Genomic DNA, 17,759 nt, shown 5'->3' on the forward strand with positions numbered 1-17,759 from the left:
GACCCAAAACGGTTCGGTTTCGGCGACAGCAGGATTCCATCCAGCGAACGGTGGTTCGGCTCGTAACCGGGAGAGAGTACGGCTCGATGGCAACGGTGAGGAGTAGCGATGGTGGGGGAGTGTCACATTCTAGTAATTAGTGTGGTATGGCTAGCAAAGACACAATTTTCATGTAGGTCGGCACCCTCGGTTCGAGTATGTCGATTCCAATAATCGATCCGCACGTACATATGGTCTCCCGGTCGATCAACGACTACGAGCGCGCCCGAATCGGGGGCGTGGAGGCCTGTGTCGAGCCGGCGTTCTGGAGCGGAACCGACAAACAACACGCCGAGTCCTTCTTTGACTACTTCGAGCAGATCATCGACTTCGAGACGAAACGCGCCGAGCAGGCGGCTGGAATCGACCACTTCGTCACCATCGGACTGGAGCCAAAGGAGGCGAACTACCCGGAGATGGCTGACCGCGTGATCGAGGCCGTCCCAGACTATCTCGACCGTGAGAACGTCGTCGGCGTCGGCGAAATCGGCTTCGATCAGGTCACCGACGAGGAAGTCGAGGCGTTCATCCGCCAGCTCCATATCGCTGAGGAGCGCGAACTGCCGGTCATCATCCACACGCCCCACACGAACAAGCCGGCGGGGACCGAGCGCATCGTCGAGATCATCCAGGATGAAGACGTCACCCAGGAGCGAATCGTCATCGATCACAACACCGAGAACACGATCGACATCTCGCTGCAGACCGACTGCTGGCTGGGCTTTACCCTCTACCCGGGCAAGATTACCGACGACAAGGCGATCGATCTGTTAGAGGAGTACGGCACGGACAAGATGATGCTGAACAGCGCCTGTGACTGGGACCCATCGGACCCCCTCGCCGTCCCCAAGGCTCGTGACAAGATGCTGGATCGAGGCTGGGATCGCGAGGAGGTCAAGAAGGTCGTCTACGACAACCCCTACGACTTCTTCAGCCAGTCGCCGAACTTCGATCTGGAGTACGAGGGCTAATCGATGAAGTTCGGATTCTCGATGAACGCGTTCTTAGAGGACAGTCTGCAAGACGGCCTCGAGACGCTCGGCGAGCTCGACTACGACGGCGTCGAGATCCTGCTCGACGAGCCACACCTCTACGCGGGCGACGCCACCGACGAGGACATCGAGCAGGTCCACGCGTGGCTCGAGGAGTACGACTTGGAGGTGAGCAACTGCAACGCGTTCATGCTCACCGGGATGGAGATCACCGCAGAGAGCGCGCAGGCCGAGTACAGCCGCGACACCGAGGATTTCCACCATCCCTCGTTCTTGGAGCCGGTCGCAGAGGACCGCCAGAAACGCGTCGAGCACACGAAAAACTGCCTGCGGGTGGCTGATAAACTGGGCTCCGACTACATCTCGATCACTCCCGGCGGCCCGATTCCGAAAGGAACCAGCGAAGAGGAGGCGATGGAGCTGTTCCTAGAGGGACTCCACGAGGTGACGCCGACGGCAGAGGAAGTCGGCGTCGACGTCCTCGTCGAGCCCGAACCGGAGCTCCTGATCGAGACCTCCGAGGACTTCCTCGCGTTCATGGAGAACGTCGAGTCGGACCGAGTAGCCTGTAACTTCGACGCCGGCCACTTCTACTGCGTCGACGAGGATCCGGCCGAGCTGGTCGAGGTACTCCACGACTACTCGCCCCACTACCACCTGGAGGACATTCCGGCCGATGGCACCCACGTCCACACCCAGCTCGGCGAGGGCGGCGTCGACATCGACGGCTTCCTGCAGGCCTTAGAAGACAGAGACTACGACGGCTTCGTCACCATCGAACTCTACCCCTACGCCGAGACGCCGAAGGAGGCTGCCGCCGGCGCGATGGAGTACCTAGAAGACCACGGCTGGGTCTGAGTCTCTACCATGAGCGAGTACGACGGGGAGACGCGCTCGGCCGGCGGGGCGGGCGAGACCATCGGCGCCGTCGCTGCACTCGTTCGGCTGCCGAACCTCTTTACGGCGCCACCGGACGTGATCCTCGGGGCGGCGATCGTCGCCAGCCTCGGCTACGCGGTCTCGGTTCCGGCCGTCGCCCTGTTGGCCGTCGCGTCGATGCTGCTGTACGCCGCGGGGACGACGCTCAACGACTACTTCGACGCCGAAGAAGACACCCGCGAGCGCCCCGAACGCCCGATTCCGTCTGGCGCAATCTCTCGCCGGGGGGCGCTCGCGTTCGGCCTCTCGCTGCTGTTCGCCGGCGTTCTGGTCGCGCTGGCGACGGCCGGCGCGGTCGCCGGCGCGGCGGCCGCGACCATCGCGCTCCTCGTCGTGCTCTACGACGGGGTGTTCAAGGGAACCGCGCTCGGCTTCCTCTTCATGGGCGCGAGCCGCGGGGCGAACGTCCTGCTCGGAACGACCGTCATCGTCACCGTCCCGGACCTGCCGGTCTGGGCGCTCTCGATCCCGGCAGTCGTCACGCTCTACATCGCCGCCGTCACCTACATGGCGGAAAGCGAGACCGGCGAGAGCGATCCGCGATCGGTCTCAGTTGCAATCGTGGGCGCCGCCGTCGCAGTCGCAGGCGCCGCGGCAGTTCTCGTCGTACAGTCGCCGCCACTGATCGACGCGGCTACCGGCGCGCTGTTCCTTCTGGCGTTCGTCGCCTGGGTGGGACGGGCGCTGTGGGGTGCGTACGCCGATCCAGTTCCCGAGACAATCGGGCCGACGATTGGCGTCTGTATCCTCGGTCTGACGCTCCTGAACGCCGCCTTTGCGGCCACGGCGGGTGTCGGCTGGGCGCTCGCCACGGCGGCGTTTCTCCTCCCGGCGATGGCGCTGTCGACGCTGTTCGACGTCAGCTGAGGTGTCTGCCGCGAGCACCACGATATTCTTCGGAGAATCACGACGGAGCACTTGGATAGGATTGTTTAAATACCGGGCTGGATATCCTCCGGGCATGACGACCCGACCAACGCCGACGGTGGCCCAGATCTCGCTGATCGGGCTGTTCGTGACCGCGCTGGTGACCGCCCAGCTGACCGCCTCGAAGGTGCTCGCGTTCTCCTTGCCGTTCTCGCTGCCCGTAACGGGCGCCGAGTTAGTGCTACCGGGTGCCGCACTCGCCTACGCGCTTACCTTCCTCGCGAGTGACTGCTACACCGAACTGTACGGGCGCCGATCGGCACAGGTGATGGTCAACGTGGGCTTCGCCCTCAATTTCGTCGTCCTGCTGTTAGTCTGGTCGACGATCGCAGCGCCCGACGCCGGCACCGGCGTCCCCGGCGAGGAGTTCGAAGCCGTCCTCGGCGCCTCGACAAGTGTGGTGGCTGGGAGCTTACTCGCCTACATCGTGAGCCAGAACTACGACGTGATCGTCTTCCATAAGATCCGCGAGGTCACCGGCCGCGAGAAGCTCTGGCTGCGCAACGTCCTCTCGACGGGGACGAGCCAGGCGATCGACACCGTGATCTTCGTCTCGGTCGCGTTCGCGATCGCCCCCGCACTACTGGGGACCGGCGAGGTCCTCCCACTCGACGTGATTCTCGCGCTGATCGTCGGGCAGTACCTACTGAAACTGGCGATCGCGGTACTGGACACGCCGGTCGTGTACGCGATCGTCGGACTGGTTCGCGCTCGTGAGGACGGTGACGTGGAGACGCCGTCGCACACATAGCGACGTCGACTCTCCGAGAGGGGTAGTCCAGGATCCCTACGATTTTGCCCGTCGCCCCCGACCGAGGCGGTATGGACGAACGCGTTCGCGAACACGCCGAGATTCTGGTCGACTGGAGTGCCCGCGTCGAAGCCGGCGACGACGTCGTCGTTGCCGTCGGGCCCGACGCCCACGAACTGGCGGTCGCGGTGGTCGAGACCCTCGGCGAGCGGGGGGCAAATCCGCTCGTGACCTACCGATCGGGAGAGATCGACCGAGCGTACCTCTGGGCTCGGTCAGAGGACTTTGAGGAGGGTGCCCACGAGCGCGCGCTCTACGAGGCAGCCGACGTCGTCCTCTCGCTGGGTGGCGAGCGCAACGCGAGCGCCACCGCCGACGTGCCCGGCGAGACGCGCCGAGCCTACCGGCGGGCTCGCAAGGAGGTTCGCGAGGCGCGCTTTGCGACGCGCTGGGTCTCGACGCTGCACCCGACGCGGTCGCTGGCCCAGCAGGCGGGCATGGCTTACGAGGAGTACCGGGAGTTCGCCTACGACGCCATCCTGCGCAACTGGGAATCGCTGGCCGACGAGATGGGCCAGCTGAAGGAAATTCTCGACGAGGGCAGCGAGGTGCGCATCGTCTCGGAGGGTACCGATCTCACCATGTCCATCGAGGGTCGAACTGCGGTCAACAGCGCCGCCTCGGTCGCCTACGACTCGCACAATCTCCCGAGCGGCGAGGTGTTCACCGCACCCACAGCAACCGAGGGCGAGGTCATCTTCGACGTACCGATGACGATCCGGGGCGAGCCCGTCAGAGACGTCCGGCTCGCGTTCGAGGACGGCGACGTAGTCGACTTCGGCGCAGCGCAGGGCGAGGACGTGATCGGGGCGATTCTGGACACCGACGAGGGCGCAAGTCGACTGGGCGAGCTTGGCGTCGGGATGAACCGCGGGATCGACCGCTACACGAACACGATCCTCTTCGACGAGAAGATGGCCGAGACGGTCCACCTCGCGCTGGGGCGGGCCTACGACGCCTGCTTGCCCGAGGGCGAGTCAGGCAACGACTCTGCGGTCCACGTCGATCTACTGGCGGATATGAGTGAGGAGTCACGACTCGAGGTGGACGGCAACGTCGTGCAACGAAACGGACAGTTCCGGTGGGAAGACAGATTCGACGGATAGGGGAGAAGAATGTCGCACCGGTAGGCCCATCCGACCGACGCACGTAGACCCACGCGATGGAGACGCGCGAGGCGCTCCGGGTCGGCGCCGCGATCTACAACGACGGTCACCACCACGCGGCCCACGACGCCTGGGAGGACCGCTGGCTCGACCTCGAGGACGGCACCGACGACGAGCGCCTGCTCCACGGGCTGATCCAGTTCACCGCGGCCGTCTACCACGCGCACGAGCGCAACTGGGAGGGCTGTACCGGGCTGGCCGCGAGCGCCGGAGAGTATCTCGACGGGCTGCCGGCGACCTATCAGGGCGTGGAACTCGAACCGATTCGGGCGGCACTCGCCGCGCTCGCAACAGATCCCGAAGTGGTAGAGCGGCGCCGGATGCCCCACATCTCCTTCGAGGATGAGTACCCCATGCTTCGAGACCTTGACCTCGAAGAGACGGCTGCCGCGGCGATAATTCTCGCCGAGGAGTTGGGCTACGACACCGAGCCGATCGAAACGGCCGGGGAGTACGCCCGGCAGGACCTCGCGGACGGACGGGACGGCAGCCGGTTCGTGACGCTGCTGTTCGACTTCGTCCGGGAGGACGCCCATCGGGGGATCGTTTTCCAGCGACTGAGTCAGCACGTCGAGCGACGGACGGCGAAAGAAGAAGACGTCGAGGGGCTGTTCTAGACCTCGGAGCCGTCTACCTGCCTAATGGCCTCGTCGAGAGCGTCACGGAGGGTGCGTGCCTCTGTGACCGAAAGTGGAACGTCGGCGCGACCCACCGCGTGATCGCCGGCCGCGACGTCGACCGCGAGTACTAGCCCGGTCTCTCCTTCGACACCGCCGTCACCGTCGAGAGAGACGGAGAGTTCGGCCCGGTCCGGATAGTCTCTCGGTGGGCCAATCTCCGTGTCGAACTCGCCTCGCGTGGCGCCGACGGTGACGCCTGCTGCATGTTCGAGATCGATCGAATCCGTCGGATCATCAGTCATAGTTGTCCATTCGATACCCCGAGACATCAGTGTGGGGTCAGTACGCCGAATGAAAACGCGCCGACTCAGCGGCGTGTGTGAACCGACGCCGGCTCAGTCGTGATCCGCGGAGTTGTCCTGTGGCTCGTAGCCGAGGACCGTCTTTGCGCGATCCAGGGAGTAGTACTTCCGGTCGTTGTCCGAGATTCCGTAGACGATTTCGTAATCGTAGTCGGCCTGGAGACAGCGATCGAACAGGTGTGCACAGTCGCGGTAGGAGAGCCACATCGCCTGGCCGCGCTCGTAGTCGATCGGCGGGTGTCCCTTCGTGAGGTTGCCGATGCGCACGCAGGCGACGGAGAGACCGTGTTCGTCGTGGTAGTACCGGCCCAGGGTTTCGCCGGCGGCCTTCGAGACGCCGTAGAGATTGCTCGGGCGCGGGAGTTCGGTCCCGTCTAAGAGGAAGTCGTCTTCGGGACGGTAGAGCTCCGGCACTCGGTTGTCGGTCTCGTAGGCACCGACCGCGTGGTTCGAGGAGGCGAAGACGACGCGGTCGACGCCGGCGTCGACGGCCGCCTCGTAAACGACGCGGGCGCCATCGATGTTGTTTCGCAGGACGCTCTCCCAGGGCGCGTCCGGACGCGGATCGCCGGCGAGGTGGATCACGGCGTCGACACCGGTCATCGCCTCGCCGACCGCCTCCTCGTCGGCAATGTCCGCGACGACGAACTCGCCGGGGAACTCCTCGGTTGGCGGATCGCGATCGAGGAAGCGCCACTCGTACTCCTCGGCGAGATCGTCGACGATCGCGGCCGCGACCCGTCCGGACGCCCCCGTGAGCAGGACCGACTGTACCATTCGTTTGGTCGGAGAGAGGGCGGCGATAAGAACCATACGATTCGGGCTGGACCGGAACCGATCATCTCGGCGACAGCATCCAGGTCCAGAGCCCGAACCGCCAGGTCGCACCGGAACGCCCTTCCCACCCGGAATCGATCCCGACAGCATGAGCGATCCCAGAGAGCCGACCATCGCCGAGACCGCCTGCTTCGAGGCAGGGGTGAAGTTCGGGACGCTGTACCACCAGTTCGCCGGGACGCCCGTCTCGCCGGCGAGCGCGGAGAGCCTCGCGACCGCGATGGAGGAGGCGGTCGAGAACCAGCCCCATTGCCGGGCCGTGACGGTCGACGTCCGGACCGAGGCGCTCGCGGCCGCTATCGAGGAGGGCGCCGCCGAGTACACGGAGCTGACGGGCCGGTTCCTCGATGTCGAGATCGCCGTCGAGTACGAGGGACAGACGGTGCTGACGCGGATGGAGATGGAAGAGGGCTACCCACTCATGCGCGTCGTTTCGGTCGCGGAGGCGGCTGCAGACGAAGATGCGTCTGCGGATGGGGACGCCCCAGCGGACGAAGATGCGTCTGCGGACGAGTAACAGCAGATCGGAACGGGAGAAAACACAATATGCGACGGCGTGTCGGAACCAGCCTGTACGCTGGTCTGCTGTTTACCGTCCTCGGCCTGATCGCGTGGGTCAGCGGCCAGCCGTTTATCTTTCCAAGTCTCGGCCCCTCAGCGTTCGTCCTGGCGTTCGAGCGCCGAGGCGAACGAACGCAGACCTACCGAATCGTCGGGAGCCACCTCATCGGCGGGGTCGCGGGACTGCTCGCATACAGCCTGCTCGCCTCGGGTGTCACGATCACGACGACGCCGGCCGCGTTCTCCCCGGAGGGGCTGCGACTCGCCGCGGGCGCGACGCTCTCGATCGTGCTCACGAGTTGGGCGATGATCGCGACCGACACCGTTCACCCGCCGGCCTGCGCGACGACGCTGATCGTCTCGCTGGGGCTGCTTTCGACACCGCTACAGGTCGCGATCATCGTCGCGAGCGTCGTCGTCCTCGTGGAGTTCCACGCCGGGGTCTTGCTGGCGTTCAAGCGCCTGGTCGGCGACTCCCACCCCCTCTACCGCGAGAATTGAGGGTGGACGAAGTCCGTACGTGGTGTGACTGTTACTCCTCACGATCCAGTCGCCTGATCACAGTGGCCGGATTGCCGCCGACGACGACGCCGGACGGAACGTCCTCGACGACGACGGCACCGGAGGCGATTACCGACCCGTCACCGACGGTCACGCCGGGGTTTACCACCGCTCGCCCGCCGATCCAGACGTCGTCGCCGATCGAGACCGGCTTCCCGTACTCGAGCCCCTCGGCACGCTCGTCGGGGTCGAGCGGGTGTGTCGCCGTGTAGATGTGAACGCCGGGGCCGAGGAGACACCGATCGCCGATTTCGACCGGACAGACGTCTAAGATCACGCAGTCGACGTTGGCGTAAAAGCCGTCGCCGACGCGGATGTTGGAGCCGTAATCGCAGCGAAACGGCGGCTCGACGTGGGCATCCTCGCCGATAGCGTCGAACAGCTCCGCGAGTAGTTCGGTGCGCTTCTCGGCCGACTCCGACTCCGTTCGGTTGTACTCGCGCGTGCGTTTCCTGGCTCGCTCGCGCTCCTCGACGAGTTGCGGATCCGTCGGATCGTACAGCTCCCCGGCGACCATCTTGCGTTTTTCGCCAGACACGGTCCGAAGCGCGTGCGCGACCCGAATACGCGTTGCGGTGGCGTCGGACGACGGTTCCGGAGAAATTGAAGGACGTTCGTTTCGAAATTCATCTGTCGTTTCCCCGACTACGGTTCCCTCGAGCCGGTTTTCACTTTCACTTTCGGGCGACCTTTTAACCCCTGTGCCGGTAAATGCCATGCCATGAGTCAAGCCTCACTCGACGACGACGACCTGTTCGGCGAGGCAGCAAGCGAGATGCGCGCCGACGTCGAAGACTCCCTGGCAGCGGCCTGGGCGGAGCTGCCGGAGCCGGACGACGTCTGGGAGAGCGACGCCGACAACGTCCTCGGGACGCTAAACGGCCTGAAGTCGGCGCTCGACGCCGCCGACGCGGAGGACAACCTCCGAGACGCCAAGAAGTGGTACACGATGGGCGAGCGCGCAGACGCCTTCGAGGACGCCGCAGACCTCGAGAGTGAGATCGAGGACGTCGAGTCGGCGATCGCAGACATCGAGGCGGCCGGCGAGCAGGTGAGCGAGCTGACGGCGACGATCCCGGCGCTTCGTGGCACACTCGCGGAGAGCGGCCCCGACGACGAGGACGCGGAAGCGGAGGAAGAGACGGGAGTGGAGGCAGAAGCAGAAACGGAAGCAGAGGCAGAGGAGTAAGCGAGGGCGAGTGGGCCGCGTTACCGTCGATCCGGCTCCGAGACGTCCCGCTCGGCGACGGCTTCAAGTAGCTCCGCGAGCGCCGCTGTGGCCGCCTCAAGCAGTTCGGCGCCCAGTTCCTCGTCGCTGTCGGTCGGGTCGCCAACGACGCCGTTTTCGGCGAAAGAAGCGGAATCGTGGGCGAGGTTCGTCCCGCCCACCCACTCGCCCCAGCCCTCGGCGGCGTCCTCGCTGGCGTCGTCTACGCGATCCTCGCGGACCAGTCCGGGAGCGAGGTGACGGACCAGCGCCGTCTCGAGGGGGCCACCGTGACCCATTCGATCTGCGTCGGGAACTGCCTCGAACCAGGTGAACGAGACGGCGTAGGCGTCGTCGTGTCTGGTGAGATCGGCGGCGACTTCTTCGAGAGCGTCGACGTTGCCGCCGTGGCCGTTGACGAAGACGATCCGATCGAAGCCCTGCGCGGCGAGGCTAGCTGCCGCATCGCGGACGTACGCTCGGAACGTGTCCGGCGAGACCCACATGGTCCCCGGGAAGTGGCGGTGTTCCTCGGCGATCCCGACCGGAATCGCGGGGGCGACGACGACCTCGCCGTCGTACGCCTGTGCGCCAGCCGCGGCGACGGCCTCAGCCGCGAGCGCATCGGTTCCGAGGGGGGCGTGGGGGCCGTGCTGTTCGGTGCTGCCGACGGGGACGATCGCGAGGTCCGTCTCGCAGTCGGCGACATCCGTCCAGGTGGCCGACGAGAGTTCCATGGGGAGGTCGAGGTGCGGTCGGGCCTTGTATGCACCGCTCGGGAGGCTGGGCCATCCCCCGCGACGGCAGGCCCAACACGTTTGCCGGTCGTCGGTGACGGTACCCGCATGGCGAGTGACCGCGAACTGGGCGTCGAATTCGGCGGGCTGCGAGACCGACTCGCGGACCACGACTACCCTGCGAGCCAGGATGAACTGCTCGACGAGTACGGGGACGCCGAGATCGAGATGGGCGAGGAGACGGTGACCCTCGAGGAGCTGATCGAGCCGCTGAACGAGTCGGAGTACGAGTCCGCCCACGAGGTCGAACAGGCGATGATGAACATGGTCAGCGACGACGCGATCGGGCGGAAGAACTACAGCGACCGGACCCCGCCCGCGCCCGGAGAGGACCAGCAGGGTGAGGATCCGGCCGATGGAGAGGGACAGCGCGAGCAGGAGTCCTTCTGAAGGAGCGACTCCAACCGCAGTCTGCGATCAGTCCGTTCGGCCCGCCTCGGTTCGCGCCGTCCGGCGCTGAGCACGTTCGATGAACTCCTGGGGTAAGTCCTCGATCTCTCCCGCCTGAACTCCCCACAGGTGCGCGTAGAGCCCGCCTGCCGCGAGTAACTCGTCGTGGCTGCCGCGCTCGACGATCCGTCCGCCCTCAAGCACGACGATCGTGTCCGCGTCCTTGATCGTCGAGAGGCGGTGGGCGATGGCGAACGTGGTCCGGTCCTCGGTGAGATCGTCGATCGAGCGCTGGATCAGCATCTCTGTCTCGGTGTCGACGTCGCTGGTCGCCTCGTCCAAGACGAGCACGTCGGGATCTCTGAGAATCGCCCGAGCGATCGCGACCCGCTGGCGCTGCCCACCCGAGAGTTTCACGCCGCGTTCGCCGACCATCGTCTCGTAGCCGTCGGGAAGGTTCTCGATGAAGTCGTGGGCCTCTGCGGCCATTGCGGCTTCGACGATCTCCTCGCGGCTGGCGTCGAAAGTGCCGTAGGTGATGTTCTCCTCGACGGTGCCGTAGAAGAGGTACGACTCCTGGCCGACGTACCCCATCGACTGTCGGAGACTCGGCAGCGAGACGTCCCGAACGTCCTGCCCGTCGATGCGGATCTCGCCGGAGTCGACGTCGTAGAGTCGGAGCAAGAGCTTCAACACGGTGGACTTGCCGGCGCCCGTCGGCCCGACGAGCGCCAGCGTATCGCCGCCCTCGACCTCGAAGGAGATGTCGTCGATGACGGGGTCGGAGCCGTCCGATCGGTCGTCGTCGGAGCGGTCGCCAGGGGCGGTCGATTCCACCGAATCGTAGCTGAACGAAACCGAGTCATAGACCACTCGACCCTCGCGAATCACGAGGTCGTCGGCACCCTCCTCGCGTTCGATACGGCCCGTCTCGTCCATCAGCCCGAAGATGCGCTCGCTCGAAGCGGCCGCACGCTGGTACATGTTGATGACCTGGCCGAACTGCGCCATCGGCCAGACGAGTTGCTGGGTGTAGAGAATAAAGGCGACGAACGTTCCGGTCTGGAGCGTCCCGGTGAACGGACCCGGCCCGGAGCCAGCAAAGACCCAGTAGCCGCCGACGGCGAACGTGAGGACGAAGCCGACCCCCGAGATGAGCTGCAAGGCAGGAAAGAAGCGAATGCGGAGGTCGATTGCTTCCCAGTTGGTGTCGTAGTACGACCTGGAGGCGTCCTCGACGCGCTCGGACTCGAAGCCCTCGGTGTTCGAGGACTTGATCACCTGGATACCGCCGAGGTTGTTCTCGAGTCGCGAGTTGACCGTCCCGACCGACGAGCGCACCGCGGCGTACTTCGGCTGGATCTTCTTGACGAAGACGTAGGTGAACGCGGCGATCAGCGGCACCGGTGCCAGCGAGATCAGCGCGAGTTGGGGGTTGAGCCAGAACAAGAGGAAGGTAATGCCAAGCACCATGACGACCAGCCGGAACGCCGAATTCAGCCCCTCGTTCAGAAAGCGCTCTAACTGGTTGACGTCGTTCGAGAGGACCGACATCATCTCGCCGGTCTGCTTGTCCGCGAAAAATCCCATATCGAGTCGTTGCATCTTGTCGTACGTTGCGGTGCGGACGTCGTGTTGGATGTCCTGCGAGAAGGCGTTGAACCCCCAGTTTCGCACCCAGTGAAAGAGCGCACCGAGCGCGAAAGACGCCGCGATCGCACCGGCGACGAGCCAGAACTGCGTCTCGGGATCCGTCGGAAGCCAGGCTTCGGGGAGGACGACCAGTGGCACCTGCTCGGCGAAGGTCGCGTTACCGAAGATCGCGTCGATAGCGACCGCGAGCAACAGCGCCGGCAACAGATCGAGCGCCCGCGCTAGCACGCTCGCGACGATGCCCACGGTCACCGACAGCCAGTAGGGGCGTCCGAAGTCGAAGATCAGCCGACGCATCGGGCTCTCGACGTGCTCGCGTTGCTCGCCGAAGGGATCCTCGTCCTCCCAGTCGACGCTGCCGCCGCTCCCACTCATTGCACTCGCTCACCGTCGGGCAGCAATAAGGGTTGTTCCGAATGGTGTACAGTTCGAGCGAGAGGGCAGAGGGCGCGCTACGCGTCGTCGATCTCGATCTCGTCGCCGACCGTGATGTCGTGTTCGTCAGCGTAGCCGTAAGGCACTTCGAGAACCCACTTCGCCTGCCCCTCGTAGGTCTGCTCCGAGCCGTCCTCGTCGGGAGCCGGTTCCGGCGCCTCGTGGATCGTCGTGACCGACCGGTCGGCGTCGACGAAGATGATGTCGATGCCGAAGTCCATATTCCGCATCACGTAGGTGCGCTCGCCCTCGCGCTCGTGAACGAAGAGCATTCCCTCGTCCTCAGAGAGGTTCTCGTGGTCGCTGAGACCGGTGTAGCGTTCGCTCCAGGAGTCTGCGACTTCGGCCTCCACGGTGGCACGCTCGTTACCCTCCGGACCAACGATGGTCACGGTCGCACGATCCGGTCCCCACGGCGCCGAGAGGAATCCTGCCTGGAGAAGGAATATCGCGACCGCGAGGACGCCCGCAACAGCGAGCAGCCAGCGGGACACACGGTCGGTATCCATCTGACGGAGGTCCGAGGCGAGAAGGTAAAGGTTATTCGCACGTACCGATTGCTACCGACTACGGGCTCGTGGTCTAGCTGGTTATGACGCGGCCTTTACAAGGCCGAGGTCGGTGGTTCGAACCCGCCCGAGCCCATATTTCTGCCGCGAACAATCCGTGAGCGGCAGAAATGTGTCGTGAGGGCGGTTCGAATCAGGGAGGAGCGTGCTCCGACCGTGGTCCGAACCCGCCCAAGCCCTATCAGTCGCGCGCAGCGAAGCAGCGGTCGGAGCAGCGAGATTCGCGGTTAACTGCGAGATTAGTGCGTGAGTCGGGAGACATTCTCTCTAATCTGGCGAATCAGCCCCTCGCCGGACTGGGGCTCGAGCGCCGTCGAGAGTGTCGAATCCTCGGGTTCGTCCTGGACGATCAGGCGGAGGTACGGCTCTAACTGCTCGAAGTTGTCCGCGAGGACGACAGTGTGGTTGTCCGAATCGTGGTCGACGACACCCGCGTCGTCGAGTTTGGGGACGTGACACTGTACCGAGGAGACGTAGACGCTCTTGTAATCGTTCGTCTCCACCTCGTCGGGCGGAAGATTGTGCTCCCACCCGGCGACCTCCTCGGCGAGCCGGGAGAGTTCGATGGGGCCGTCGCGCCCGCGCAGGGCGTAGAGCAGGTATCGACGTCGGCGGTTGGCAAGGAGTTCGAGGATCGTATCAGCCGAAAGTTCGACGCGCTCCTCACCTGCTGTAAACGCTGCCATAATACACGATTGCCCGTCTGAGCGGAAAAGGGTGTCTTGAATATCCGAATATCCAACACACAGGTGGTGTGTGCGGGGATATGGTTCAGACTACCGGGAACTAATGTGTAATTAGCAATGTGTGTGATTCGAAAACAGACCGCACAGAAATAGCAGTCGGCATTCGAAATCCTTTTTTGTACGATCGACGGAGGTTCGAATGCGCCGCCTTAGCTCAGACTGGGAGAGCACTCGACTGAAGATCGAGCTGTCCCCGGTTCAAATCCGGGAGGCGGCATACTTTTCCGCGAGGCAATATCGCCGAGCGGAAAGTATCCACCCAAGCAGATTTAAACGAGACTGAGGTTCTGCGAGCGAAGCGAGCAGGTTCTCAGGCGTGGTTCACAATCCGGGAGGCCGCACTTCTGCTGCGAACACCGACGGCGAGCGCAGCGAGTCGTTCGTGAGCAACACAGGAGGCAGCAGTCCGAGACGTTTCACAGCCATGCAGGGCGGAACCACGAGGCCAATCTCCTCGAAAACGGGAGTCAACAGTCACTCCGAGGGCGGCGAGACGCTCACTCCTCGAGCAGCCAGCCAAAGCGCTTCTCCCAGAACGCTTCTCCCGGCGGCTTCTTCGTGCGGCCGTCGGTCTTCTCATCCCGGATTTGACGCTCCAATACCTCTCGAGCCTCGCTGAGCGCGTGTTTGGCCCCGTATCCCTCACCGGAGGCGAGGAACAGTCCGCGATCAGTGTAGAGGCGCACTCGAGCGAGGAGGAGCGACTGACCGCGTCGCGTTTCGTCGTGCTCCTGTAAGTGGACCTTTGCGTCGAGGATGTTCATCCCGTGGTCGCGGTCGTCGAGCATCTCTATCATGTCCACGATCTCGTCGTAGGAGAGGTCGTCGATCAGACTGGCACCGTAGAGTTGGACACTACGGTTGCCGCCAGCCTCCCAGGTGAGTGAGTCGAGGATGTCGGTCTTCGTCACGATGCCGTGGGGAGAGCCGTCGTCGGTCACCACCAGCGACGAGGCGTCGATCTCGAACAGTTCCTCGACGGCCATCTCGAGCGTTTCGGCTGGCGAGATGGTGCGGACCGGTGACGCCATAACGTCACGAACTGGCAGATCGAGCATGCGATCGAGTTCGCCCTCTCGCGCGCCGAATCCGCCGCGGCGCGCACGGGCCGTACTCGAAGAGATCTCGCCGCCGAATGGGTCCACACCGCCGGCGTCGCCACCCTGACTCTGGACCTCCGCCCGGACCGTCAGATCGGTGACGTCGTAGAGACTCAGGATGCCGACTGCAGCCCCGTCTTCGACGACGGGCAGGTGCGTGATATGATGCTCTCGGAACGTGTGCAGCGCTTCACCGAGTCGCGACGCAGGTGCGAGCGTAATCAGATCGGTCGAGGCCGCCTCCGAAACGGTCGCCGCATCGAGGTGCGGTTTCACCGCCTCGAGGATGCCGTCGACGGTGACGACGCCGCGCAGTTCGTCGTCCTCGAAGACGGGCAACAGCTGAGAGCCGCTGTCGATCATCAGCTGTGCGACTTTGCGGATGTCTTCGTCGGGCGTCAACCGGGGGACGTGCCAGACCAGCGAGCCGAGCTTTTCGTTTGGCTGGCGGTGCGACGTGGCCAGTTGTCTGCGAGTGACGACACCCTCGAACTCGTCGCCGCGAACGACGACGCCGTCGACGGCTGAATCCGCAAACGTTCCGACGAGCTTCGAGACGGTGGTATCCGGGGTGAACTCGATGTAGTCTTCCGAAATGATGGGTTCGATATTCATGATAGTGCGTGTAAACGGTCGTTCGAGCGGTACGTCAGGGGTGTTCGGTTGTACTCGATAGTTCGTCGAGCGGTGTGAAATACGCGATGGGTATTCCCACACACTCGTGCTAGTGGGACGGCTGATGCGCTACTGGGACGCCTGAAGCTGGTCCGAAATTCTCAGCCACCGCCCATCGATCACTCCAGGCCGTCGGCAGCTGCTATTCGCCGTCCGATCGCATCCGCACCGACGAGCGCGTCGGCGACGTCGGCGGGCGCTACCGGGAACGGCTGGTTGTGGATGGTCTCTTCGTCGGCACAGGCCGCCGCTGCTACGATCTCGAGGTCCTCGGACGAGGGGTCCTCGAGTCCGATTTCAGCGAGTGTCGTCGGCAACCCGACCGACGCCGCGAAGCCGGCCACGTCCTCGATGAACGCGTCGTCACGTCCCTCGAGGACGAGCTGTGCGATCGTTCCGATGGTCACCTTTTCGCCGTGGGTCGCGTCGTGGGTGGCCTCGAGCTGGGTCAGACCGTTGTGGATCGCGTGAGCCGCGGCGAGCCCGCCGCTTTCGAAGCCGAGGCCGCTGAGCAGGGTGTTGGCCTCGACGACGGCCTCGACGCTCTCGGTGACGGCATCGCGCTCCACAGCGTCGACCGCCGACTGGCCGTGGTCGCGCAGCGTCGTGTACGCGAGTCTGGCGATTTGCTGAGCCGTTCGCGTCGACCGCGCCCCGAAGATCGTCGTCGCACCGGAGCGGTGGGCCGCGTCGGCCTCGAACCAGGTCGCCAGCGCGTCGCCGATTCCACCGCGAAACAGCCGCGTCGGTGCTTCGGCAACGACTTCGGTGTCGACGACGACGAGCTCTGGATGGCGCTCGTAGACGTGAAACTCGACGAACTCGCCATCTTCGGTGTAGATGACGGCGACGGAGCTCGTCGGTGCGTCCGTGGATGCGACCGTCGGCAGCGAGACGAGCGCTCCGCCGGTGTGCTCGCGGGCCGCTCGCGCGGTGTCGATCGCCTTCCCGCCGCCCGCGCCGACGATTACGTCGGCTCCGAACTCCTCGTGGACGTCGGCGATGCGCGCGATTTCGTCCTCTGTGCATTCGCCGGTGAACTCCTCGAGCGCAACGTCGAACCCGCCCGCCGTGAGCGCGTCTCGGATGCGGTCACCGAAGAGATCGAGGACTAGCTCGTCCCCGAGAACGACGGCGCTATTCCCGAGGTCTCGGGCGTGCTCGCCGAGTTCGTCGATCGCGTTTCGACCCTGTACGTATCCGGCTGGAGATCTGAATACCTGTGTCACGCGTACTCCTCGAGACTGGCGTCTCGAATCCGTTCGGACCGCTACGACGGGACAACAAAAATAAGCAGATGGTGTATCAGACAGATAGACAGACAGTAGTGTGCGAACGGAACTCTCGCAATCGCGTCGTCTCGGGAGTACGGTCGCTGTCGGTTCACGGTGACGAGGATGCGAGCACGTGCTGGCCGCGAGTTTACCTGCCCGAGTGGCGAACGCGAGAACATGGCACCGGCCGATCGACGCTCACGACGAGCCGTGATCTATGCACTCGCAAGTGGCGTCGGTTCCGCCGTCATCGCAGGGTGTACCGATGGGATGGGGGAAGGAGATGCCAATACGGACTCGGACCGCGACGACGAGGGTCCAGCGGAGGCGGCGGACGACGCCGATCCACCCGACGCCGACTGGGAGGACGGATGGGACGATGTCGACACGATCGAACTCGAGGCACACGCCGACGACGGATGGATCGGGCGTCGTCCAGAACCGATTGACGACGTCGAGAATCCGGACATCGCCCTGTACGAGGGCCGCGAGTACGAGATCGTCTGGACGAACGTTGACGGCGACGTTCACAACTTCGCCATCTGGGACGGCGGCGACGAGCCGCTGGTTTCGACTTCGTTCGTCGACGAAGAAGACCAAGAAACCACACACCAGATCGAGGCGAGCGACGAGATGGACGTATACCTCTGTGAGACCCACGAGCGGGAGATGGTTGGCTCTATAGAGATCCGGACCGAGTAGTTTGTTGGCGTGGTGAATCTGGAACCTTCAATCCGGTCACCAGAAGGACACACGGCTTGCAGCGATGATCGGTGAAGAGTCACAGAGTTGAGTGGCACAGGACGATCGGTCAACGGGGACTCATCCGCGTATCGTGCTATTTCCCGCAACGTTACAGGGTAAAACACCGATTTTCGAGTGGAAACGAGGGCGCAGATTTATTCTATGTTTGTGGTAGTAGCTCGCGATGGACGACACAAGCACCACTCGAGAGCTCGGCCACGACGAATTCGACCCGCTGGGGACACTCGCGTTGATCGTCCTGTACTTCGTGATTCTCACGTTGATGTGGGTATTCACGTACTTCGTCGAGTTTGTCGGTAACGAACCGACACCCATGATCGTCCTGTGAGGAAC

The 17,759-nt window shown here is 64.2% G+C and carries 21 protein-coding genes and 2 tRNA genes; 14 read left to right on the forward strand and 9 right to left on the reverse strand.

The window, feature by feature from the left end; all coding sequences use genetic code 11:
• Window positions 1-197 precede the first annotated feature (197 nt).
• The 6 genes from OB905_06980 (at window position 198) to OB905_07005 (ending at window position 5,491) form a co-directional block, all read left to right on the forward strand.
• The gene (locus tag OB905_06980; protein ID MCU4925728.1) at window positions 198-1,010 is read left to right on the forward strand and encodes a TatD family hydrolase; all 813 of its coding nucleotides are present in this window, start codon (window positions 198-200) and stop codon (window positions 1,008-1,010) included.
• A gap of 3 nt (window positions 1,011-1,013) precedes the next feature.
• Window positions 1,014-1,889 carry a sugar phosphate isomerase/epimerase gene (locus tag OB905_06985; protein ID MCU4925729.1) on the forward strand — a complete coding sequence of 292 codons (876 nt, stop codon included), beginning with the start codon at window positions 1,014-1,016 and terminating at the stop codon, window positions 1,887-1,889.
• A 9-nt stretch (window positions 1,890-1,898) separates the two neighbouring features.
• Window positions 1,899-2,837, forward strand: a complete 939-nt coding sequence (locus OB905_06990) for a UbiA family prenyltransferase (GenBank protein MCU4925730.1) — start codon at window positions 1,899-1,901, stop codon at window positions 2,835-2,837.
• Between the two features lie 94 nt (window positions 2,838-2,931).
• The gene (locus tag OB905_06995; GenBank protein ID MCU4925731.1) at window positions 2,932-3,648 is read left to right on the forward strand and encodes a queuosine precursor transporter; all 717 of its coding nucleotides are present in this window, start codon (window positions 2,932-2,934) and stop codon (window positions 3,646-3,648) included.
• Between the two features lie 71 nt (window positions 3,649-3,719).
• Window positions 3,720-4,814, forward strand: coding sequence for an aminopeptidase (locus OB905_07000; protein ID MCU4925732.1), 1,095 nt, complete (start codon window positions 3,720-3,722; stop codon window positions 4,812-4,814).
• Between the two features lie 56 nt (window positions 4,815-4,870).
• On the forward strand, window positions 4,871-5,491 hold the full coding sequence (locus OB905_07005) for a DUF309 domain-containing protein (protein ID MCU4925733.1): 621 nt from the start codon (window positions 4,871-4,873) through the stop codon (window positions 5,489-5,491).
• Here OB905_07005 and OB905_07010 read toward each other — a convergent pair.
• Together OB905_07010 and OB905_07015 are read right to left on the reverse strand one after the other, a co-directional pair.
• Window positions 5,488-5,796, reverse strand: coding sequence for a hypothetical protein (locus OB905_07010; GenBank protein ID MCU4925734.1), 309 nt, complete (start codon window positions 5,794-5,796; stop codon window positions 5,488-5,490). The two genes, OB905_07005 and OB905_07010, sit on opposite strands and share 4 nt — an antisense overlap.
• Before the next feature lie 93 nt (window positions 5,797-5,889).
• Window positions 5,890-6,633 (reverse strand): NAD(P)-dependent oxidoreductase, encoded by a 744-nt coding sequence (locus OB905_07015; GenBank protein ID MCU4925735.1) that lies wholly within the window; start codon window positions 6,631-6,633, stop codon window positions 5,890-5,892.
• Window positions 6,634-6,781: 148 nt separating this feature from the next.
• Between OB905_07015 and OB905_07020 the strand changes: the two genes are divergently transcribed.
• Both OB905_07020 and OB905_07025 read left to right on the forward strand, forming a co-directional pair.
• Window positions 6,782-7,210 carry a dihydroneopterin aldolase family protein gene (locus OB905_07020; protein ID MCU4925736.1) on the forward strand — a complete coding sequence of 143 codons (429 nt, stop codon included), beginning with the start codon at window positions 6,782-6,784 and terminating at the stop codon, window positions 7,208-7,210.
• Between the two features lie 29 nt (window positions 7,211-7,239).
• The gene (locus OB905_07025; protein MCU4925737.1) at window positions 7,240-7,755 is read left to right on the forward strand and encodes an HPP family protein; all 516 of its coding nucleotides are present in this window, start codon (window positions 7,240-7,242) and stop codon (window positions 7,753-7,755) included.
• A 31-nt stretch (window positions 7,756-7,786) separates the two neighbouring features.
• Here the strand turns inward: OB905_07025 and OB905_07030 are convergent, their stop codons facing one another.
• The gene (locus OB905_07030; protein ID MCU4925738.1) at window positions 7,787-8,353 is read right to left on the reverse strand and encodes a sugar O-acetyltransferase; all 567 of its coding nucleotides are present in this window, start codon (window positions 8,351-8,353) and stop codon (window positions 7,787-7,789) included.
• Between the two features lie 183 nt (window positions 8,354-8,536).
• On the opposite strand from OB905_07030, the gene OB905_07035 reads away from it, so the two are divergent.
• Window positions 8,537-9,004: a DUF5790 family protein gene (locus tag OB905_07035; protein MCU4925739.1), complete on the forward strand. Its 468-nt coding sequence runs from the start codon at window positions 8,537-8,539 to the stop codon at window positions 9,002-9,004.
• A gap of 20 nt (window positions 9,005-9,024) precedes the next feature.
• Here the strand turns inward: OB905_07035 and OB905_07040 are convergent, their stop codons facing one another.
• Window positions 9,025-9,759 (reverse strand): creatininase family protein, encoded by a 735-nt coding sequence (locus tag OB905_07040; GenBank protein ID MCU4925740.1) that lies wholly within the window; start codon window positions 9,757-9,759, stop codon window positions 9,025-9,027.
• 108 nt (window positions 9,760-9,867) lie between these two features.
• On the opposite strand from OB905_07040, the gene OB905_07045 reads away from it, so the two are divergent.
• Complete coding sequence (locus OB905_07045) at window positions 9,868-10,209, forward strand: hypothetical protein (protein ID MCU4925741.1); 342 nt, start codon at window positions 9,868-9,870, stop codon at window positions 10,207-10,209.
• 27 nt (window positions 10,210-10,236) lie between these two features.
• On the opposite strand, the gene OB905_07050 is transcribed toward OB905_07045, so the two are convergent.
• Both OB905_07050 and OB905_07055 read right to left on the reverse strand, forming a co-directional pair.
• A complete protein-coding gene (locus OB905_07050; protein MCU4925742.1) occupies window positions 10,237-12,237 on the reverse strand; it encodes an ABC transporter ATP-binding protein/permease in 2,001 nt (666 codons plus the stop codon).
• Between the two features lie 77 nt (window positions 12,238-12,314).
• Window positions 12,315-12,806: a DUF192 domain-containing protein gene (locus OB905_07055; protein MCU4925743.1), complete on the reverse strand. Its 492-nt coding sequence runs from the start codon at window positions 12,804-12,806 to the stop codon at window positions 12,315-12,317.
• 62 nt (window positions 12,807-12,868) lie between these two features.
• Between OB905_07055 and OB905_07060 the strand changes: the two genes are divergently transcribed.
• A tRNA-Val gene (locus OB905_07060) sits at window positions 12,869-12,942 on the forward strand.
• Between the two features lie 163 nt (window positions 12,943-13,105).
• Here the strand turns inward: OB905_07060 and OB905_07065 are convergent.
• Window positions 13,106-13,552, reverse strand: coding sequence for a hypothetical protein (locus OB905_07065; GenBank protein MCU4925744.1), 447 nt, complete (start codon window positions 13,550-13,552; stop codon window positions 13,106-13,108).
• Window positions 13,553-13,755: 203 nt separating this feature from the next.
• Here OB905_07065 and OB905_07070 point away from each other — a divergent pair.
• A tRNA-Phe gene (locus OB905_07070) sits at window positions 13,756-13,829 on the forward strand.
• Between the two features lie 280 nt (window positions 13,830-14,109).
• On the opposite strand, the gene OB905_07075 is transcribed toward OB905_07070, so the two are convergent.
• Window positions 14,110-15,327: a CBS domain-containing protein gene (locus OB905_07075; GenBank protein ID MCU4925745.1), complete on the reverse strand. Its 1,218-nt coding sequence runs from the start codon at window positions 15,325-15,327 to the stop codon at window positions 14,110-14,112.
• A 179-nt stretch (window positions 15,328-15,506) separates the two neighbouring features.
• Window positions 15,507-16,616 carry a glycerol dehydrogenase gene (locus tag OB905_07080; GenBank protein ID MCU4925746.1) on the reverse strand — a complete coding sequence of 370 codons (1,110 nt, stop codon included), beginning with the start codon at window positions 16,614-16,616 and terminating at the stop codon, window positions 15,507-15,509.
• A gap of 222 nt (window positions 16,617-16,838) precedes the next feature.
• Here OB905_07080 and OB905_07085 point away from each other — a divergent pair, with 222 nt between their 5' ends.
• Both OB905_07085 and OB905_07090 read left to right on the forward strand, forming a co-directional pair.
• Window positions 16,839-17,363, forward strand: a complete 525-nt coding sequence (locus tag OB905_07085; GenBank protein MCU4925747.1) for a hypothetical protein — start codon at window positions 16,839-16,841, stop codon at window positions 17,361-17,363.
• A 226-nt stretch (window positions 17,364-17,589) separates the two neighbouring features.
• Window positions 17,590-17,754 carry a signal peptidase complex subunit 2 gene (locus tag OB905_07090; protein ID MCU4925748.1) on the forward strand — a complete coding sequence of 55 codons (165 nt, stop codon included), beginning with the start codon at window positions 17,590-17,592 and terminating at the stop codon, window positions 17,752-17,754.
• Window positions 17,755-17,759 lie beyond the last annotated feature (5 nt).

The organism is Halobacteria archaeon AArc-dxtr1 (assembly GCA_025517425.1).
Taxonomy (GTDB): Archaea; Halobacteriota; Halobacteria; order Halobacteriales; family Natrialbaceae; genus Halostagnicola.